Origin of the sequence: Tessaracoccus aquimaris (assembly GCF_001997345.1) — a bacterium.
GTDB lineage: Bacteria > Actinomycetota > Actinomycetes > Propionibacteriales > Propionibacteriaceae > Arachnia > Arachnia aquimaris.
Genome location: NZ_CP019606.1, coordinates 792,492 through 807,443, shown reverse-complemented (window position 1 = coordinate 807,443; position 14,952 = coordinate 792,492). Strand labels below are relative to the sequence as shown.

At 68.3% G+C, this 14,952-nt stretch carries 14 protein-coding genes; 2 read left to right on the top strand and 12 right to left on the bottom strand.

Annotation, left to right across the window (positions count from 1 at the left end; genetic code table 11):
* Positions 1–4 precede the first annotated feature (4 nt).
* The 5 genes from yjfF to rpsO form a co-directional block, all read right to left on the bottom strand.
* A complete protein-coding gene (gene yjfF, locus BW730_RS03810; RefSeq protein ID WP_077685093.1) occupies positions 5–997 on the bottom strand; it encodes a galactofuranose ABC transporter, permease protein YjfF in 993 nt (330 codons plus the stop codon).
* Complete coding sequence (locus BW730_RS03805) at positions 994–2,061, bottom strand: ABC transporter permease (protein ID WP_077685092.1); 1,068 nt, start codon at positions 2,059–2,061, stop codon at positions 994–996. Before BW730_RS03805 ends, yjfF begins: the two co-directional genes overlap by 4 nt.
* Complete coding sequence (locus BW730_RS03800; RefSeq protein WP_077685091.1) at positions 2,058–3,596, bottom strand: sugar ABC transporter ATP-binding protein; 1,539 nt, start codon at positions 3,594–3,596, stop codon at positions 2,058–2,060. The genes BW730_RS03805 and BW730_RS03800 overlap by 4 nt, the downstream gene beginning before the upstream one ends.
* 32 nt (positions 3,597–3,628) lie before the next feature.
* On the bottom strand, positions 3,629–4,648 hold the full coding sequence (locus BW730_RS03795) for an ABC transporter substrate-binding protein (protein WP_077685090.1): 1,020 nt from the start codon (positions 4,646–4,648) through the stop codon (positions 3,629–3,631).
* Between the two features lie 218 nt (positions 4,649–4,866).
* Positions 4,867–5,130: a 30S ribosomal protein S15 gene (rpsO, locus tag BW730_RS03790; RefSeq protein WP_077685089.1), complete on the bottom strand. Its 264-nt coding sequence runs from the start codon at positions 5,128–5,130 to the stop codon at positions 4,867–4,869.
* Positions 5,131–5,359: 229 nt separating this feature from the next.
* On the opposite strand from rpsO, the gene BW730_RS03785 reads away from it, so the two are divergent.
* Complete coding sequence (locus BW730_RS03785; RefSeq protein WP_158522465.1) at positions 5,360–5,839, top strand: GNAT family N-acetyltransferase; 480 nt, start codon at positions 5,360–5,362, stop codon at positions 5,837–5,839.
* A gap of 1 nt (position 5,840) precedes the next feature.
* Here the strand turns inward: BW730_RS03785 and BW730_RS03780 are convergent, their stop codons facing one another.
* The 5 genes from BW730_RS03780 to BW730_RS20255 all read right to left on the bottom strand — a co-directional run bounded on the left by BW730_RS03780 (position 5,841) and on the right by BW730_RS20255 (position 11,390).
* Complete coding sequence (locus BW730_RS03780) at positions 5,841–6,767, bottom strand: bifunctional riboflavin kinase/FAD synthetase (protein ID WP_193432361.1); 927 nt, start codon at positions 6,765–6,767, stop codon at positions 5,841–5,843.
* A complete protein-coding gene (gene truB / locus BW730_RS03775) occupies positions 6,764–7,627 on the bottom strand; it encodes a tRNA pseudouridine(55) synthase TruB (RefSeq protein ID WP_077685086.1) in 864 nt (287 codons plus the stop codon). Before truB ends, BW730_RS03780 begins: the two co-directional genes overlap by 4 nt.
* Positions 7,624–8,061 (bottom strand): 30S ribosome-binding factor RbfA, encoded by a 438-nt coding sequence (rbfA, locus tag BW730_RS03770; protein ID WP_145952710.1) that lies wholly within the window; start codon positions 8,059–8,061, stop codon positions 7,624–7,626. Before rbfA ends, truB begins: the two co-directional genes overlap by 4 nt.
* Positions 8,061–10,871 (bottom strand): translation initiation factor IF-2, encoded by a 2,811-nt coding sequence (infB, locus tag BW730_RS03765; protein WP_077685084.1) that lies wholly within the window; start codon positions 10,869–10,871, stop codon positions 8,061–8,063. The genes rbfA and infB overlap by 1 nt, the downstream gene beginning before the upstream one ends.
* Positions 10,872–11,027: 156 nt before the next feature.
* Entirely contained in the window at positions 11,028–11,390 is a 363-nt protein-coding gene (locus BW730_RS20255; protein WP_077685083.1) for a YlxR family protein, read from the bottom strand.
* A gap of 2 nt (positions 11,391–11,392) precedes the next feature.
* On the opposite strand from BW730_RS20255, the gene BW730_RS03755 reads away from it, so the two are divergent.
* Entirely contained in the window at positions 11,393–11,962 is a 570-nt protein-coding gene (locus tag BW730_RS03755; protein WP_226997055.1) for a hypothetical protein, read from the top strand.
* A 70-nt stretch (positions 11,963–12,032) separates the two neighbouring features.
* Here the strand turns inward: BW730_RS03755 and BW730_RS03750 are convergent, their stop codons facing one another.
* Complete coding sequence (locus BW730_RS03750) at positions 12,033–13,907, bottom strand: LTA synthase family protein (protein ID WP_077685082.1); 1,875 nt, start codon at positions 13,905–13,907, stop codon at positions 12,033–12,035.
* A 70-nt stretch (positions 13,908–13,977) separates the two neighbouring features.
* Positions 13,978–14,952 carry a transcription termination factor NusA gene (nusA, locus tag BW730_RS03745; protein ID WP_077685081.1) on the bottom strand — a complete coding sequence of 325 codons (975 nt, stop codon included), beginning with the start codon at positions 14,950–14,952 and terminating at the stop codon, positions 13,978–13,980.

The following is a 14,952-nucleotide window of genomic DNA, read 5'->3' as shown; positions in this document are numbered from 1 at the left end:
CGGGCTACGCCCTCCGCCTCGACAACAGTCGCTGCAGGACCACGAAGATCAGCAGCAGCGCGCCGATCACGATCTTGGTCCACCAGGAACTGAGCGTTCCCTGGAACGTGATGATGGTCTGGATCAGGCCGAGGACAAGCACGCCGAGCAGCGAGCCGAGCACGAAGCCTGCGCCGCCGGTCAGCAGGGTGCCTCCGATCACGACGGCCGCGATGGCGTCGAGTTCCATGCCGACCCCGGTCAGCGCATACCCGGACTTGAGGCTCATGGCGAACAGCACGCCGCCCAGGCCCGCGCAGGTGCCGCTGATCACGTAGGCCAGGATCTTGGTGCGCGTCACGGGGAGGCCCATCATGATCGCCGACGGCTCGCTCCCGCCGATCGCATACACGGTGCGGCCGAAGCGGGTGTAGTGCAGCACCAGGAAGGCGACGAGCACGACGATGAGGGCGATGCCGACGGCTGTGGTGATCCGGAAGTCACCGAACTTGATGCGCCACCCGACGAACCGGTCGAACCCCTTGTTGGCGATGGGGATCGACAGCGGGGCGATCAGGAAGCACAGCCCGCGGGCCAGGAACATGCCCGCCAGCGTGACGATGAACGGTTGGACCCGGAAGTAGTAGATGATCGCGCCGTGCATCAGGCCGAACAGCGTGCCCGCCGCGATCGCGATGGGCAGCACGAGCCACATGTTCCAGCCCGCCTGCAGCAGCGTGGCGACGATGATGCTCGACAGTGCGAGCACCGCCCCCACCGACAGGTCGATGCCGCCCGTGATGATCACGAACGTCATGCCGACGGCGAGCACGATCAGGTGCGCGTTGTTGATGAACAGGTTGCCCATCGTGCGGGGGGTCAGGAAGTTCGGGTACAGCGCTCCGCCGATCACGACCATCAGGATCACGACGGTCAGGGTGCCGAGCACCGGGAGATATCTCACGTCCAGGCCGCGCCGACGCCGCGTCGGCGCTTCGACCAACTGATCGGTGGTCATGCCACCGCCTCCTTCTTCCTGAAGGCGGTGCGTCTGCTCCACGCCTCGAATGTGGTTCGGGCCCGCGGCGACTGCAGCAGCATCACGATCAGCACGATGATGGCCTTGAACAGCGGGGTGACGAGCGGTGAGATGCCGAGCATCGTGACGGTGAGCGTCAGGGTGGAGATCACCAGGACGCCGACGAACGTGCCGCTCAGGGAGAACTTGCCTCCCGAGAGTGCGGTGCCGCCGATGACGACCGCCAGGATGGCGTCCATCTCGATCATCATGCCCGCGTTGTTGGCGTCGGCGGCCATCACGTCCGCCGAGCTGAGGATGCCCGCCATGCCCGCGAACAGGCCGGACAGGACGTAGACCATCCAGATGATGAGCCTCGACCACACGCCAGCGATGCGGGCCGCGTCGGGGTTGATGCCGACCGCCTCGATGAGCATGCCGAGCGCGCCCCTGCGGGTCAGCAGCAGCAGGACGACGAACACGACCACCGCGATCCAGCCCGCTACAGGCAGCCCGAGCAGCCAGCCGGAGCCGAGCCACTTGTAGGGGGCGCTGTTGACGGTGGTGATCAGACCACCGGTGATCAGCATGGCGATGCCGCGGCCCGCCGTCATCAGGATCAGGGTCGCGATGATGGGTTGGATGCCGAGCACCGCCACGAGGAGGCCGTTGAGCAGGCCGAGGACCGCCGAGAGCGCAAGCGCGATCAGCACCGCGACGGCGACCGTCGCGGGGGACGCGGGGTCGGGTGCGCCGGCGATGTAGGAGAGCGCGACGGCTCCGGAGATCGCAAGCACCGCCCCGACCGACAGGTCGATGCCGCGGGTCGCGATCACCAGCGTCATGCCGAGCGCGACAAGCATCAGCGGCGCGGAACTGCGCATCAGGTTGATCAGCGAGCCGAACAGGTGGCCGTCGAGCCAGGTGATCTTGAGGAAGTTGGGGCTGGCGATCGTGTTGGCGACGAACAGCGCAAGCAGCGCCACGAGGGGCCAGAACAGGTTGCTGGAGGTGATCCTCTTCCCGAGCCCGACGCGCCTGTCGTGGCCGTAGCGTTCGCTCATGAGGCCTTCCCCCCTTGTGCGATGAAGGACACGATGTCGCTCACTTCCAGGTTGCCGTCGTTGTCGAGTTCGCCTGTCTTGCGCCGGTCACGCATGACGGCGATGCGGTTGCTGAGGCGGAGCACCTCTTCGAGCTCCGCCGAGATGAAGACGACCGCCATGCCGTCTCGCGCAAGCTCGGCGATGGTCTTCTGGATCTCTGCCTTCGCGCCGACGTCGATGCCTCGCGTCGGCTCGTCCAGCAGCAGCAGCTTAGGCTGCATCGCGAGCCAGCGGGCCAGCAACACCTTCTGCTGGTTGCCGCCGGAGAGGTTGCTGATCCGGGCGTTCGGGTTGGGGGGCATGATGTTGAGCGCCTCGATGTACTTCGCGACGACCGCGTCGACGGTGCCCTTCGGCAGTTTCCTGAGCCAGCCGCGCGAGGCCTGCAGGCCGAGGATGATGTTCTCGCGCACCGTCAGGTCGCCGATGACGCCCTCGCCCTTGCGGTCCTCCGAGGAGTAGGCGATCTTCCTGTCGAGGGCCGCGCGGGGGTTGCCGAGCCTCGCCGCCTTTCCCTCGACCGCGGTGGTTCCCGCGGTGGTGGTGTCGATCCCGGCGAGCAGGCGAGCCAGTTCGGTGCGACCGGAGCCGAGCAGCCCAGCGAGGCCGACCACCTCCCCGGAGTAGACGTCCAGGTCGAACGGCTCGACCGAGCCCGCCCTGCCGAGGCCGATGGCCCGCACGTATGGCTCGGCGTCGTCGTCGCGGGCATCGACGCGCAGGTCGCCGAGCGCCGCCAGCGAACGACCGATCATCTCCGAGATGAGGTGCTCCTGGTCGAGGTCGGCTGTTCGATGCTCCGCGATCAACCTGCCGTTGCGCAGCACGGTGACCCGGTCGGAGATCTCGAAGACCTGGTCGATGAAGTGCGACACGAACAGGATCGCGACGCCTTGGTCGCGCAGGCTGCGCATCACGCGGAACAACTGTTCGACCTCGCCCGAGTCGAGCGACGAGGTCGGCTCATCGAGCACCAGGATCCGACAGTCGAATGACGCTGCCCTGCAGATCGCGACCAACTGCTGCACCGCGAGGGAGTGCGAGCCGAGCGAGGAGTTGGCGTCGATGTCGAGGCCCATGTCGCTCAGGTGGCGCTGCGCCTCGCGGCGGGTGGCGCGCCAGTCGATAGACGGGCCGCGCCGCACCTCCTGCCCGAGCATCACGTTCTCCGCGACGCTCAGGTTCTCGCACAGGTTGACCTCCTGGTACACCGTGCTGATGCCCGCGGCCTGCGCCTGCAGCGGGCTTGAGAAGCTGACCGCCCTCCCCTCGACGACGATGGTCCCCGCGTCGATGCCGTAGATGCCGGTCAACGCCTTGATCAGCGTCGACTTGCCCGCCCCGTTCTCGCCCATGAGGGCGTGGACCTCGCCCGGATAGAGTCGAAAGTCGACCTCCTCGAGCGCCTTGACTCCCGGGAACTCGATGGAGATGCCGGTCATCGAGATCACCGGCTCATCGCTCACCACCCGGGCGAGATCCTCCGCCACCATGGGCTACCCCACTTCCTTCCGCCGCTGCCTGCTCAGTACTTGCGGTCCGGGAGGGCGGCCTTTGCCTGCTCCTGGTCGAAGGCCTCGTCCTTGACGACGATGCGCTTCTGGACGCTCTCGCCCGCGAGAACCTTCTTGGCGATGTCGGCCAGATCGGGGCCGAGCAGCGGGTTGCACTCGACGATGTAGTTGATCTTGCCGTCGGCGAGCGCCTGCATGCCGTCCTTGACTGCGTCGATCGTGATGATCTTGATGTCGACGCCTGGCTTCTTGCCCGCCGCCTCGATGGCCTCGATGGCGCCGAGCCCCATGTCGTCGTTGTGCGCGAACACCATGCCGATCTGGTCGCCGTGCTTCTGCAGGAAGCCCTCCATCACGGTCTTGCCCTCGGTGCGGGTGAAGTTGCCCGTCTGCGAGTCGATGATCGTCAGGTCGCTGCCCGCGATCGCCTTCTCGAAGCCCTCCTTGCGGTCGATCGCGGGAGCCGCTCCGGTGGTGCCCTGCAGTTCGACGATCTTGAGGCCCTGGCCCTTGTACTGCTCGACCGCCCACTTGCCTGCGGTGTCACCCTCGAGGACGAAGTCCGAGCCGATGAAGGAGACGTACAGGCTGTCGTCCTGCGAGTCGACCGCGCGGTCGGTCAGGATGACGGGGATCTTGGCCTCCTTCGCCTCCTGAAGCACTGCGTCCCAGCCGGTCTCGACGACGGGCGAGAAGGCGATCACATCGACGCCCTGCGAGATGTAGGAGCGGATCGCCTGGATCTGGTTCTCCTGCTTCTGCTGGGCGTCGGAGAACTTCAAGTCGAAGCCGTTCTCGGCGGTGAGGGTCTCCTGGATGGACTTGGTGTTGGCCGCGCGCCAACCCGACTCGGCGCCGACCTGGGAGAAGCCGAGCACGATGGGGCCGGCCTTGTCGCCGCCACCGCCTCCGGTGGCGGCCGGGCTGCCCGCGGTTCCCGGGTCCGTGTCGTTGCCGCAGGCGGCCAGCGGCAGGACGATGGCGCTCGCGGCGAGTCCGCCGAGGAAGGTGCGCCGGTTGAGGTTGGTCATGATTGCTCCTTTGCAGTCCGGCGGAACCTCACTGCCCCGCCTAGCGACCCCCGATCGCCCAAATGTGACCGGGAACATTAGGGATTCTTCGCGTAAAACCGACGACTGGCAACCACCTCGCCGATTTAGTTATCGAAACGTTAACCAGGCCGCGCGGAGCCTCCAGAAGACGCAAAACAGGGCACCCCGAAGGGTGCCCTGTTGAGGAAGATCTGAGGTCAGCGACGAAGGCCGAGGCGAGCGATCAGCTCGCGGTAGTGCTCCACGTCGTTCTTCGCGACGTAGTTGAGCAGACGGCGGCGCTGGCCGACCATCAGCATCAGGCCGCGACGGCTGTGGTGATCGCCCTTGTGCTGCTTGAGGTGCTCGGTCAGGTGCGAGATCCGCTTGGTAAGCAGCGCGATCTGCACGTCGGGCGAACCGGTGTCGCCGGGCGCGGTCGCGTACTCTTCGATGATCTGCTTCTTGGTTTCAGCGTCCATGTCGGGACTCCTTAGTTCGCTGCACGGCGCCCCACTCGCGGATGCTTTCGGGGCTCTTACGAGGCCGTGGCCGATCTGACGGCAACCTGAGTACTTTAGCACCGCGCCTCCGCGCAGCACCAATCCACGCGGGGCAGGTCGGGTGTCCAAACTCCCGCACCCCTGTGACTGGGCAATGGCAGGCGCTAGGGTAGCCTCGACGCTTAGCGACCAAAGGGAGGCACCGGCTATGGCCATCAGCGTGCGACGAGCGACCGCCGACGACCTTGAGAAGCTGCGGGCCCAACAGGCCCGCCCGGAGTTGAATCTCGTCGACAAGCACTTCCAGGCCCAGGAGGCCGGATCGCTCATCTTCGCGGTGGCCTTCGACGGCGAGGATCCCGTGGGAACGGCACTCCTCGATCTGGAGAGCCCGGAGTACACCCCCGAACTGCGCAACATGTACGTCTACCCGTCGGCCCGCCGCGGCGGCGCGGGCCGTGCGCTCAGCAGTTTCATCGAGGACGAGGCGAAGGCCGCCGGCTACACCGCCGTCTACCTCGCGGTCGACCCGAACAACGAGAAGGCCGTCCCGCTGTACGTCTCGCTCGAGTACCACCCCACCGGCGAGCACCTGTTCGTCGAGGATCCCGAGATCACGCAGGTCGAGGACGACGTGCAGGCCAGCAAGCACTACGCCGTCTACAAGAAGTCGTTGACCGTCCGCTGACTCACGCGACGCCCAGGCGGAGCTTCGCGGCCGCGACGTCGGCGCTCATCTGCTCGATCAGGGCCTCCACGCCGTCGAACTTGACCTGGCCACGCAGCCGGTCCACGAAGTCGACGGCGATCTCCACGCCGTACAACTCCAGGTCGGTGCGGTCGATCACATAGCTCTCGACGCGGTGGTCGGCGCCGTCGAACGTCGGGTTGGTGCCCACCGAGATCGCAGCGGCCATCGGCTCCGCGCCCGGCTCGTCGAGCCTGGTGACCCATCCGGCGTAGACGCCGTCCGCGGGCACGGCGAGGTCGCCGGGGACGCTCAGATTGGCGGTCGGGAAGCCGAGTTCCCTGCCGCGCTGGTCCCCCACCACAACCACGCCGCGGTACTCGAACGGGCGACCGAGGTGCCGTGCCGCCTCCGCGACGTCGCCCTGCTCCAGGAGTTCGCGGATGCCGGTCGAACAGGTCACCTCGTCGTCGATGGCCTGCAGCGGCATGGCGCACACCTCGAAGCGCCCCTCGCCGAGCTCAGCGAGAGTGCGGACGTCGCCCGCGGCCCGGTGCCCGAAGCGGAAGTTCTGCCCGACCACGATCCTGGCCGGGTGCAGCGGCATCAGGAACCGTTCGACGAACTCGCCAGGGCTGAGCGCCGCGACGTCGCGGTTGAACTGGATGACGCGGACCTCGTGCGCGCCAGCCTGCTTGAGAAGTTCGATGCGGCTGCGCAGATCGGTCAGCAGTTTCGGCGCCAACTCGGGGCGGAGCACGCTGACGGGGTGTGGCCAGAAGGTGACCACCACGAGCGGCAGGTCGACCCCTCGGCATGCCTCCTGGAGCACCGAGCGGTGCCCGCGGTGCACGCCGTCGAAGTTGCCGATCACGACGATGGTGCTGGTCACTGGGTTCTCCACAGCAGACAAATCTGGCACGCTCACACGAGCACCGCAAGGGGGCGAGAGCCCTCCGCCGTCGGCTGGTACAGCGCGAGCAGGGAGCCATCGGGTGCGATCATGCCGGTGGGGTTTGCCGGAACGGGGCGGGCGATGGGGCGCCCGAAGCCGATGTCGGTCGCCTCCTCCGCGGTGACGTCCAGCACGGGGAAGCTGAGCCGGGCCGCGTCGGCCATCGACATCAGCGCGGGGGGCTCGTCGCCGAGCGACACGGCGTCGTCGAGGCTGTAGCCGCCGATCCTGGTGCGCCTGAGCGCCGTCAGGTGGCCGCCGACGCCCAGTGCCGCGCCGAGGTCGCGCGCGATGGCGCGCACGTAGGTTCCTGAAGAGCACTCGACGTCGAGGTCGACGTCGAGGAAGCCGTCAGAGGCCCGCACCTCGAGGACGTCGAGCCGGCTGATGGTCACGGGGCGCGACTTCAGTTCGACGCTCTCCCCCGCCCGGGCCAGCGCGTAGGCGCGCTTCCCGTCGACCTTGATGGCCGAGACGGAACTCGGCACCTGGGAGATGTCTCCGCGTTGAACCTCGAGCGCCGCGTCGACCTCGTCGAGGGTGAGGTGCGAGGCGTCCCCGACAAGCGTCAGGTCGCCGTCGGCATCGTCCGTGCTGGACGAGGCACCGAGCCGCACGGTCGCGAGATAGCGCTTGTCGTGCAGCGCGAGGTGACCCAGCAACCGCGTGGCGCGGTTGACGCCGAGGATCAGCACGCCGGTCGCCATCGGGTCGAGGGTGCCTGCGTGGCCGATCTTGCGGGTGCCGAGCAGGCGGCGGAGCATGCCCACCACCTGGTGGGAGGTGACCGCCGACGGCTTGTCGACGATCACCACCCCAGAGGCGGAACTCACTGAATCTCGTCCTCGGTTTCCCGGGGCTTCCTGTACGGGTCGGCCTCACCCGCGAACTCCTTGCCCGCCGAGGCGGCGGCCGACGCAGCGTCGGTCGCCTGCACCTGCGCGAGCAGGTCCTCGATGTGGCGGGCGGTGTCCGGGGTGGCGTCGAGGACGAAGGCCAGCGTCGGGGTGAACTTCAGCCCCAACTGCTGACCGACGGTGGAGCGGAGCAGGCCCTTGGCCGACTCCAGCGCCGCCGCGGTGCCCTTGCGGGCCTCCTCGTCGCCGAGCACGGTGTAGAAGGCTGTCGCCTCGCGGTTGTCGCCCGTGAGACGCACCTCCGTGATCGTCATGAAGCCAAGCCTTGGATCCTTGATCCGGTTCTGGATCGTGGACGCCAGGATCACCTGGATCTGATCTGCCAGCTTGGCGTTACGCGGTCCTGCCATCATTCGCGCTCCTTCTCCACCATCTCGTACGTCTCGAGGACGTCACCGATCTTGATGTCGTTGTAGTTCGCGACCGTCAGACCACACTCGAAGCCCTCGCGGACCTCGGTGACGTCGTCCTTCTCGCGACGCAGCGACGCGATCGAGGTGTCGGCAATGACGACACCATCGCGCAGCAGGCGTGCCTTGGCGTTGCGGCGGATGAGGCCGTCGAGGACCATACAGCCTGCGATGTTTCCGAACTTGGAGGAGCGGAACACCTCGCGGATCTCCGCGTGACCGCGGGTCTCCTCGGCGTAGATCGGCTTGAGCATGCCCTTGAGCGCGGCCTCGATCTCGTCGATGGCCGAGTAGATGACCGAGTAGAAGCGGATGTCCACGTTCTCGCGGTCGGCAAGCTGGGCGGCGTGCGGCGTGGGCCGGACGTTGAAGCCGATGATGACGGCCTTCGACGCGGCGGCAAGCGACACGTTGGTCTCCGTGATCGCACCGACACCACGGTCGATGACGCGCAGCGACACCTCTTCGCCGACCTCGATCTTGCTGAGGGCGTCCTCGAGGGCCTCGACCGAACCGGCGCCGTCACCCTTGAGGATGAGCAGCAGCTCCTGCGTCTCGCCCTTCTCGAGCTGCTCGAACAGCTGATCGAGGGTCTTACGACGGCTGGTCTTGGCCTGCTGTGCCGCACGCATCCGCGACTCGCGCTTGTCTGCGATCTGGCGGGCCATCCGGTCGTCGTCGACGACAAGCATGTTGTCGCCTGCGCCGGGCACGGAGGTGAGGCCGAGCAACTGCACCGGCATCGACGGAGGAGCCTCCAGGACGCTGTCGCCCTGATCGTTGATCAGTGCGCGGACGCGGCCGTGGGCAGAACCCGCGACGATCGAGTCGCCGATCCGCAGCGTGCCGCGGTGCACCAGGACGGTCGCGACGGGGCCGCGACCCTTGTCGAGGTGCGCCTCGATGGCCACGCCCTGGGCGGGCATGTCCGGGTTGGCGCGCAGGTCGAGGGCCGCGTCGGCCGTCAGCACGATCGACTCGAGCAGCTCCTCGAGGCCCTGGCCGGTGACGGCCGAGACGTCGACGAACTGGGTGTCGCCGCCGTACTCCTCGGGCACCAGCCCGAACTCGGAGAGCTGACCGCGAACACGCGTCGGGTCGGCGGTGTCCTTGTCGACCTTGTTGACCGCAACCACGACGGGCACGTCGGCCGCCTTAGCGTGGTTGAGTGCCTCGATCGTCTGGGGCATCACACCGTCGTCGGCAGCGACCACCAACACCGCGATGTCCGTGGACTTCGCGCCACGGGCACGCATGGCGGTGAACGCCTCGTGACCCGGGGTGTCGATGAAGGTGATCTTGCGCTCGGTGCCGTCGACCTCGGTCTCGACCTGGTAAGCGCCGATGGCCTGCGTGATGCCGCCTGCCTCCCGACCCTGAACGTTCGAGTTGCGCAGGGCGTCGAGGAGCTTGGTCTTGCCGTGGTCGACGTGACCCATCACGGTCACGACCGGCGGGCGGGCCGCCAGGTCGTCCTCGTCGCCGATGTCCTCACCGAACTCCAGGTCGAAGCTCTCCAGCAGCTCGCGGTCCTCATCCTCAGGCGAGACGACCTCGATGCGGTAGTCGAGCTCCGCGCCGAGCACCTCGAGGGTGTCGTCGGCGACCGACTGGGTTGCGGTGACCATCTCGCCCAGGTGGAACAGCACCTGCACGAGCGACGCCGGCTCGACGCCGATCTTCTCGGCCAGGTCGGTCAACGAGGCGCCGCGACGCAGGCGGACGGTCTGGCCGTCGCCCTTGCGGACGCGCACGCCGCCGATCGACGGGGCCTCCATCTGATCGAACTCTTGCCTGCGCTGCTTCTTCGACTTGCGTCCACGCTTGCCGCCAGCACCGCCGCGGCCGAACGCGCCCTGCGTGCCGCCGCGACCGCGGCCACCGCCGCGACCACCGACGGGACCACCCATGGGCGGGCCACCGGCACCGGGACGGTTACCGCCTGCGCCACCGCCGCCACCGGGGCGACCGCGACCGGGACCGCCCTGGCCGGGGCGCGACGGGCGCGCACCGATCGCGGCGTTGGCCGTCTTGGGCATCATGGCCGGGTTGGGGCGCGGCATGCCGGGAAGGCCGCCGGTGCCACCGGGACGGGGCATCCGCTGGTCGCCCTGGCCGGGGCGCGCGGGGCCACCCTCGCGACGCTGACCGTCGGGACGGTTGCCCGGACGACGCTGCTGCGTTCCCATCCCCTGAGCGGGGGCGAAGGGGTTGTTGCCGGGACGCGGGGCTCCAGGCTTGCGCGGGCCGGGCGTCGGGGCTCCGCCGCCGGGGCGCGGCGTCGGGGCTCCTGGGCGCGGGCCGGGGGTAGCCGCGGGACGGCTGGGAGCCGGCGCCGCGGGGCGAGGGGCCGAGGGACGCGCCGCCGGGGTCGCCGGCTTGGTGTCGCTGGCCGCCGCCGGGCGCGGGGCCGGGCGGGGTGTGCTGGGACGGGGCGCCTCAGCGGCCGGCGGTGCCGTCGGCTCGGGGGCGCCGGGGGTCGCGGCCGGTGCGCTGGGGGCGCTCGGCGCGGCAGGGGCCGCGGGCTTGGCCGCGGCGGGCTTGGGGGCAGGTGCCTCCGCCTTTGCGGCGGGGGCCTTGGGCGCGTCGGAGGCACCGTCGAACGCTTCGCGGATGCGACGCACAACGGGTGCTTCCAGGGTGGAGGACGGACCGCGAACGTATTCGCCCATCTCTCCGAGTTTTGCAAGGAGTTCCTTGCTGGTGATCCCGATCTCCTTGGCGATCTCGTGGACTCGAGGCTTAGCCACTACTCTCCTTCGTGGGTCCGACCTCCAAGGCCGGGGTCCCTAGTTCTGCTTGGTCATCGTTGGGTACTCATCGAGTGGTCATGAGCGTTAGCCCACCTTCTGGTTGCCGCCCTCTCGGGCGTGGAACGATGCACCTGCGCGGACGCAGGCCGCCCACTATCTTAACCCGCCGTCGCCCGAGCTTCCACCTGGCGCCCCAACGGAGGGGTCCAGGACCGCCCCTGAGCCGAAATTGCGCCGGATGGACTGGCGTTTCCCGGCCAGGTCAAGGCAGCCGTGGTGGACGTATCCGCCGCGCCCTGGGAGCCGAGGCGAGGTGCCGTCGACGACGAGGTCGCCGCGCCGCACCAGGCGTAACAGCTCCGACTGGGGCGCACGCCCGCGGCAGGCGATGCAGGTGCGTTCGGGGGTCACGGCCCTTGATCCTACGCGCTTTGCCAGCCTGGCCACAGCGCTACCACAGGCGGCGCCGTCACCTTTGACATCATCCGGACAGCCCGGATGAGCAGGAAGGAACATCAATGAGCAAGAAGATGATCATCGGCATCTCCGCCGCGGCGATGGCCGCGGGCATCGGTGTCGGCGCGACGTCGTTGGCGAACGCGGAGACCACCTCCCCCACCCCGTCGGCGACCGCCTCCCAGGCGCCCGAGAAGGGCGCCGACGACCAAGCGGGCGACAAGGGCGGCGGCCCCGAGCGGGGCGGTCACCGGGGAGCGGGTTTCGACACCGCGACGCTCGCCTCCAAGCTCGGCGTCGAGGAGACGGCCCTGAAGGACGCCCTCAAGGCCGCACGGGAGGCGACCCGCCCCGAAGAGGGGACCCGCACCGCCCCGACCGAGGCCGAGCGCATCGCGCGCGAGGCCGCGTTCGCCAAGGCGCTCGCGGAGCAGTTGACGCTCGACGAGCAGAAGGTCACCGACGCGCTGGCCGAGCTCCGGACCGCGGAGGAGGCGCAGCGGACCGCCGATCAGAAGGAGACCCTCGCCAAGGCGGTCACCGATGGCAAGCTCACTTCAAGTGAGGCCGACGCCGTCCAGAAGGCCCTCGACGCGGGCATCGTCTCGATGCGCGGCGGGCCAAGGGGCTGAGCACACAGCGAGGGGCCGCGGTCGGGGTCTCCCCCCGTCCGCGGCCCCTCGGCGCTGCTACTTGGGTGTGCTACTTCGACTCGTGGTACGCCGCGTAGGCGTTCTCTGCCTCCAGATACCACTTGAGCGCGATGTCGCTCTGCTCCGAAACCCAGCCCGAGTCGGTGCCCGCCGCCAGGTCGTTGGTCTCGTACGGATCGACGGACAGGTCGTAGACCTCGTCGCGCCGGTCGCCGAAGTGGTGGATGACCTTCATGTCGCCGTCCATGGTTGCGGCGCAGCGCCCCCTCGCATAACACGTGGCCACGACCGGGCCCTGCGGCTCGTCGCTCATCAGCGACGGCTTGTACTGCGTGTCGCTGACCAGGTCGAAGCCCAGCAGGTCGACGGCGGTGGGCAGCACGGCCAACTGGTTGGCGGGTCCCTCGATCAGCTTGCCCTCCTTGGAGGGGTCGATGATCAGGTAGGGGATGCGCAGACCCTCGTCGTAGATGGTGTTGTCGTGCTGGAAGACCCGGTGCTCGCCGAAGCCCTCGCCATGGTCGCCGGTGATGACGAAGACGGTGTTGTCGTAGAGGCCCAGTTCCTTGAACATGTCGAGGACGTGGCCGACGAACTGGTCCTGGTAGTGGATGCCGTTGAGGTACTTGTTCAGCAGCGGGTCGTCGACGAAGTCGATCAGGTCGAAGCCCTCGAGCGCGTAGTCGTGGTGGCCGGTGACGGTCAGCATGCCGAGCATGAACGGCTGACCGGAGTGCGCGACGAGCCACTTGCGGGCCGGGTCGAGCATGATGTCGTCCTCGTAGCCGAAGTAGTTGACGCGCCTGAATCCGATCGGGCTCATCTCGTCGACCGGTGTGAAGTCCTGGTAGCCGAAGTTGGCGACCGTGCCGCGCCTGCGCTCGAAGTTCTCGGTCGCGGACTGGAAGAACGCGGACGAGTAGCCCTGCTCCCCCAGCAGTTCGGGCAGGCACTTCGCGGGAAGGCTGCCAGGATCGGCCTCGCTGTTCTCGCTGTCGAGGGCGGGCGAGATGCCGCAGGTGACGGCGGTGAGCGCCTTGGAGGTGTGGGGCAGGACGGCGTAGCCGCGTTCCGGACGGATCGCGGATTGGGCGAGCGCGTCCATCACGGGCGTGACGCTCTGACGGGTCTCGGGAAGCGTCGAGGTGGCCCGGTGCGACTCGAGCGTGATCACGACCAGGTTCTTGTGCTTGCCGTCCCTGTCGACCAGTTTCGTCGCGTCGGGGGTGGGAAGCACCGTCGGATCGGCGAGTCCCTCCGGGTAGGCCATCGCCTCACGCACCGGCGTCACGGCCAACTGGACGGGGGCCGCGAGCGAGAACGCTGCAGAGACCGTCGGCGCGCTCCAACTGGAGAGCACCAGCAGCAGCGCGAGCACCGCAACGGCCGCCGCCTTGGCCTTCCTGCCCGGGCGCTTGCGCAGCAACCGGCTCACGAGCGGACCGAGCAGCGGGGGCACGACGATGGGGGCGAGGACGGCGAACGCGAGCAGCGCAATGACGCTTGAACTCATCTGCGACTGCAGCAGCGACGACAGCTCGCCCTGCTGGCGCCAGGCGTAGGCCATCTCGTCCCACGTGAGCGGGTTACCTGTGCGACTGACGTACTCGTGGTTGATCACCGTGAACACGCCGACGACGATCGTCGCCAGGTGTGCGAGGTAGAAGACGACGGTGCGGACGGTGCCCTTGGCGAACCAGCAGGCCAGCATCCACAGCAGCATCCACGCCGCACCGAAGGCGAGGTCGGAGGCCACCTTCGCGAGGACCTCGACTGGCCCCGCCGCGGGGAAGAAGTTACCGATCCGCAGCAGCTTCAACCAGACGCCGAGCACGGCGACGGGAAGCAGCAGCACGATCAGCCGCCCCCACACGTGACGGGGGCGGAGCAAACGCTGGGTGAACGTGGGGCGAACGGAAGTCATCGCAGCAAATCTTACGCGATGATCCGACCGCCCCGAAAAGTCCGCATCTTAGCGCGGGGAGAGCCCCGCGTCAGGACTGTGCGGTCACGTCTGGCTGAATGTCGATGCGCCAACCGGTCAGGCGGGCCGCGAGGCGGGCGTTCTGCCCCTCACGGCCGATCGCGAGCGACAACTGGTAGTCGGGCACGATCGCCCTGCAGGCCCGGGCCGACTCGTCGACGACCGTCACGGAGAGGACCTTGGCGGGCGACAGCGCGGCGGCGACGAACTTGGTGGGGTCGTCGGAGTAGTCGACGATGTCGATCTTCTCCTCCCCCAGTTCGTTGGTCACGGCGCGGACGCGCTGCCCCATCGGCCCGATGAAGGCGCCCTTGGATGAGACGTTCGGGTCGTTCGACTTCACGGCGATCTTGGTGCGGTGGCCGGCCTCTCGCGCGATCTCCTTGATCTCGACGATGCCCTTGTCGATCTCGGGCACCTCCAGCGCGAACAGCTTGCGGACCAGGTTGGGGTGCGTGCGCGACACCACGACCTGCGGGCCCCGCAGTTCGCGGCGGACGGTGACGACGTAGACGCGCAGCCTGCGGCCGTGCGAGTAGTCCTCGCCCGGCACCTGCTCGGCAAGCGGCATGATCGCCTCGAGGGCGCCCAGGTCGACGCGGACCGCCTTGGAGTCGCGGTCCTGCTGGATGGTGCCGACGAGGATGTCGCCCTCGCTTCCCGAGAAGTGGCCGAACTTCTGGTCGTCCTCGGCCTCGCGGATGCGCTGGAAGATCACCTGGCGGGCGGTGGCGGCCGCGATCCGGCCGAAGTCCTCCGGGGTGTCGTCGAAGTAGCCGATGATCTCGTCGTCGTCGTCGAACTCGGGGGCGAGCACCGAGACCTTGCCCGAGCGGCGGTCGACCTCGACCTTGACGCCACGCAGCGCGTGGGGGGTCTTGTGGTACGCGTTCAGCAGCGCGTCCTCGAGGGTCTTGAGGAGGTACTCCATCGGGATCTCCCGATCCCGTTCGATTGCCCGAAGGGCAGCCAGATCAACATCCAT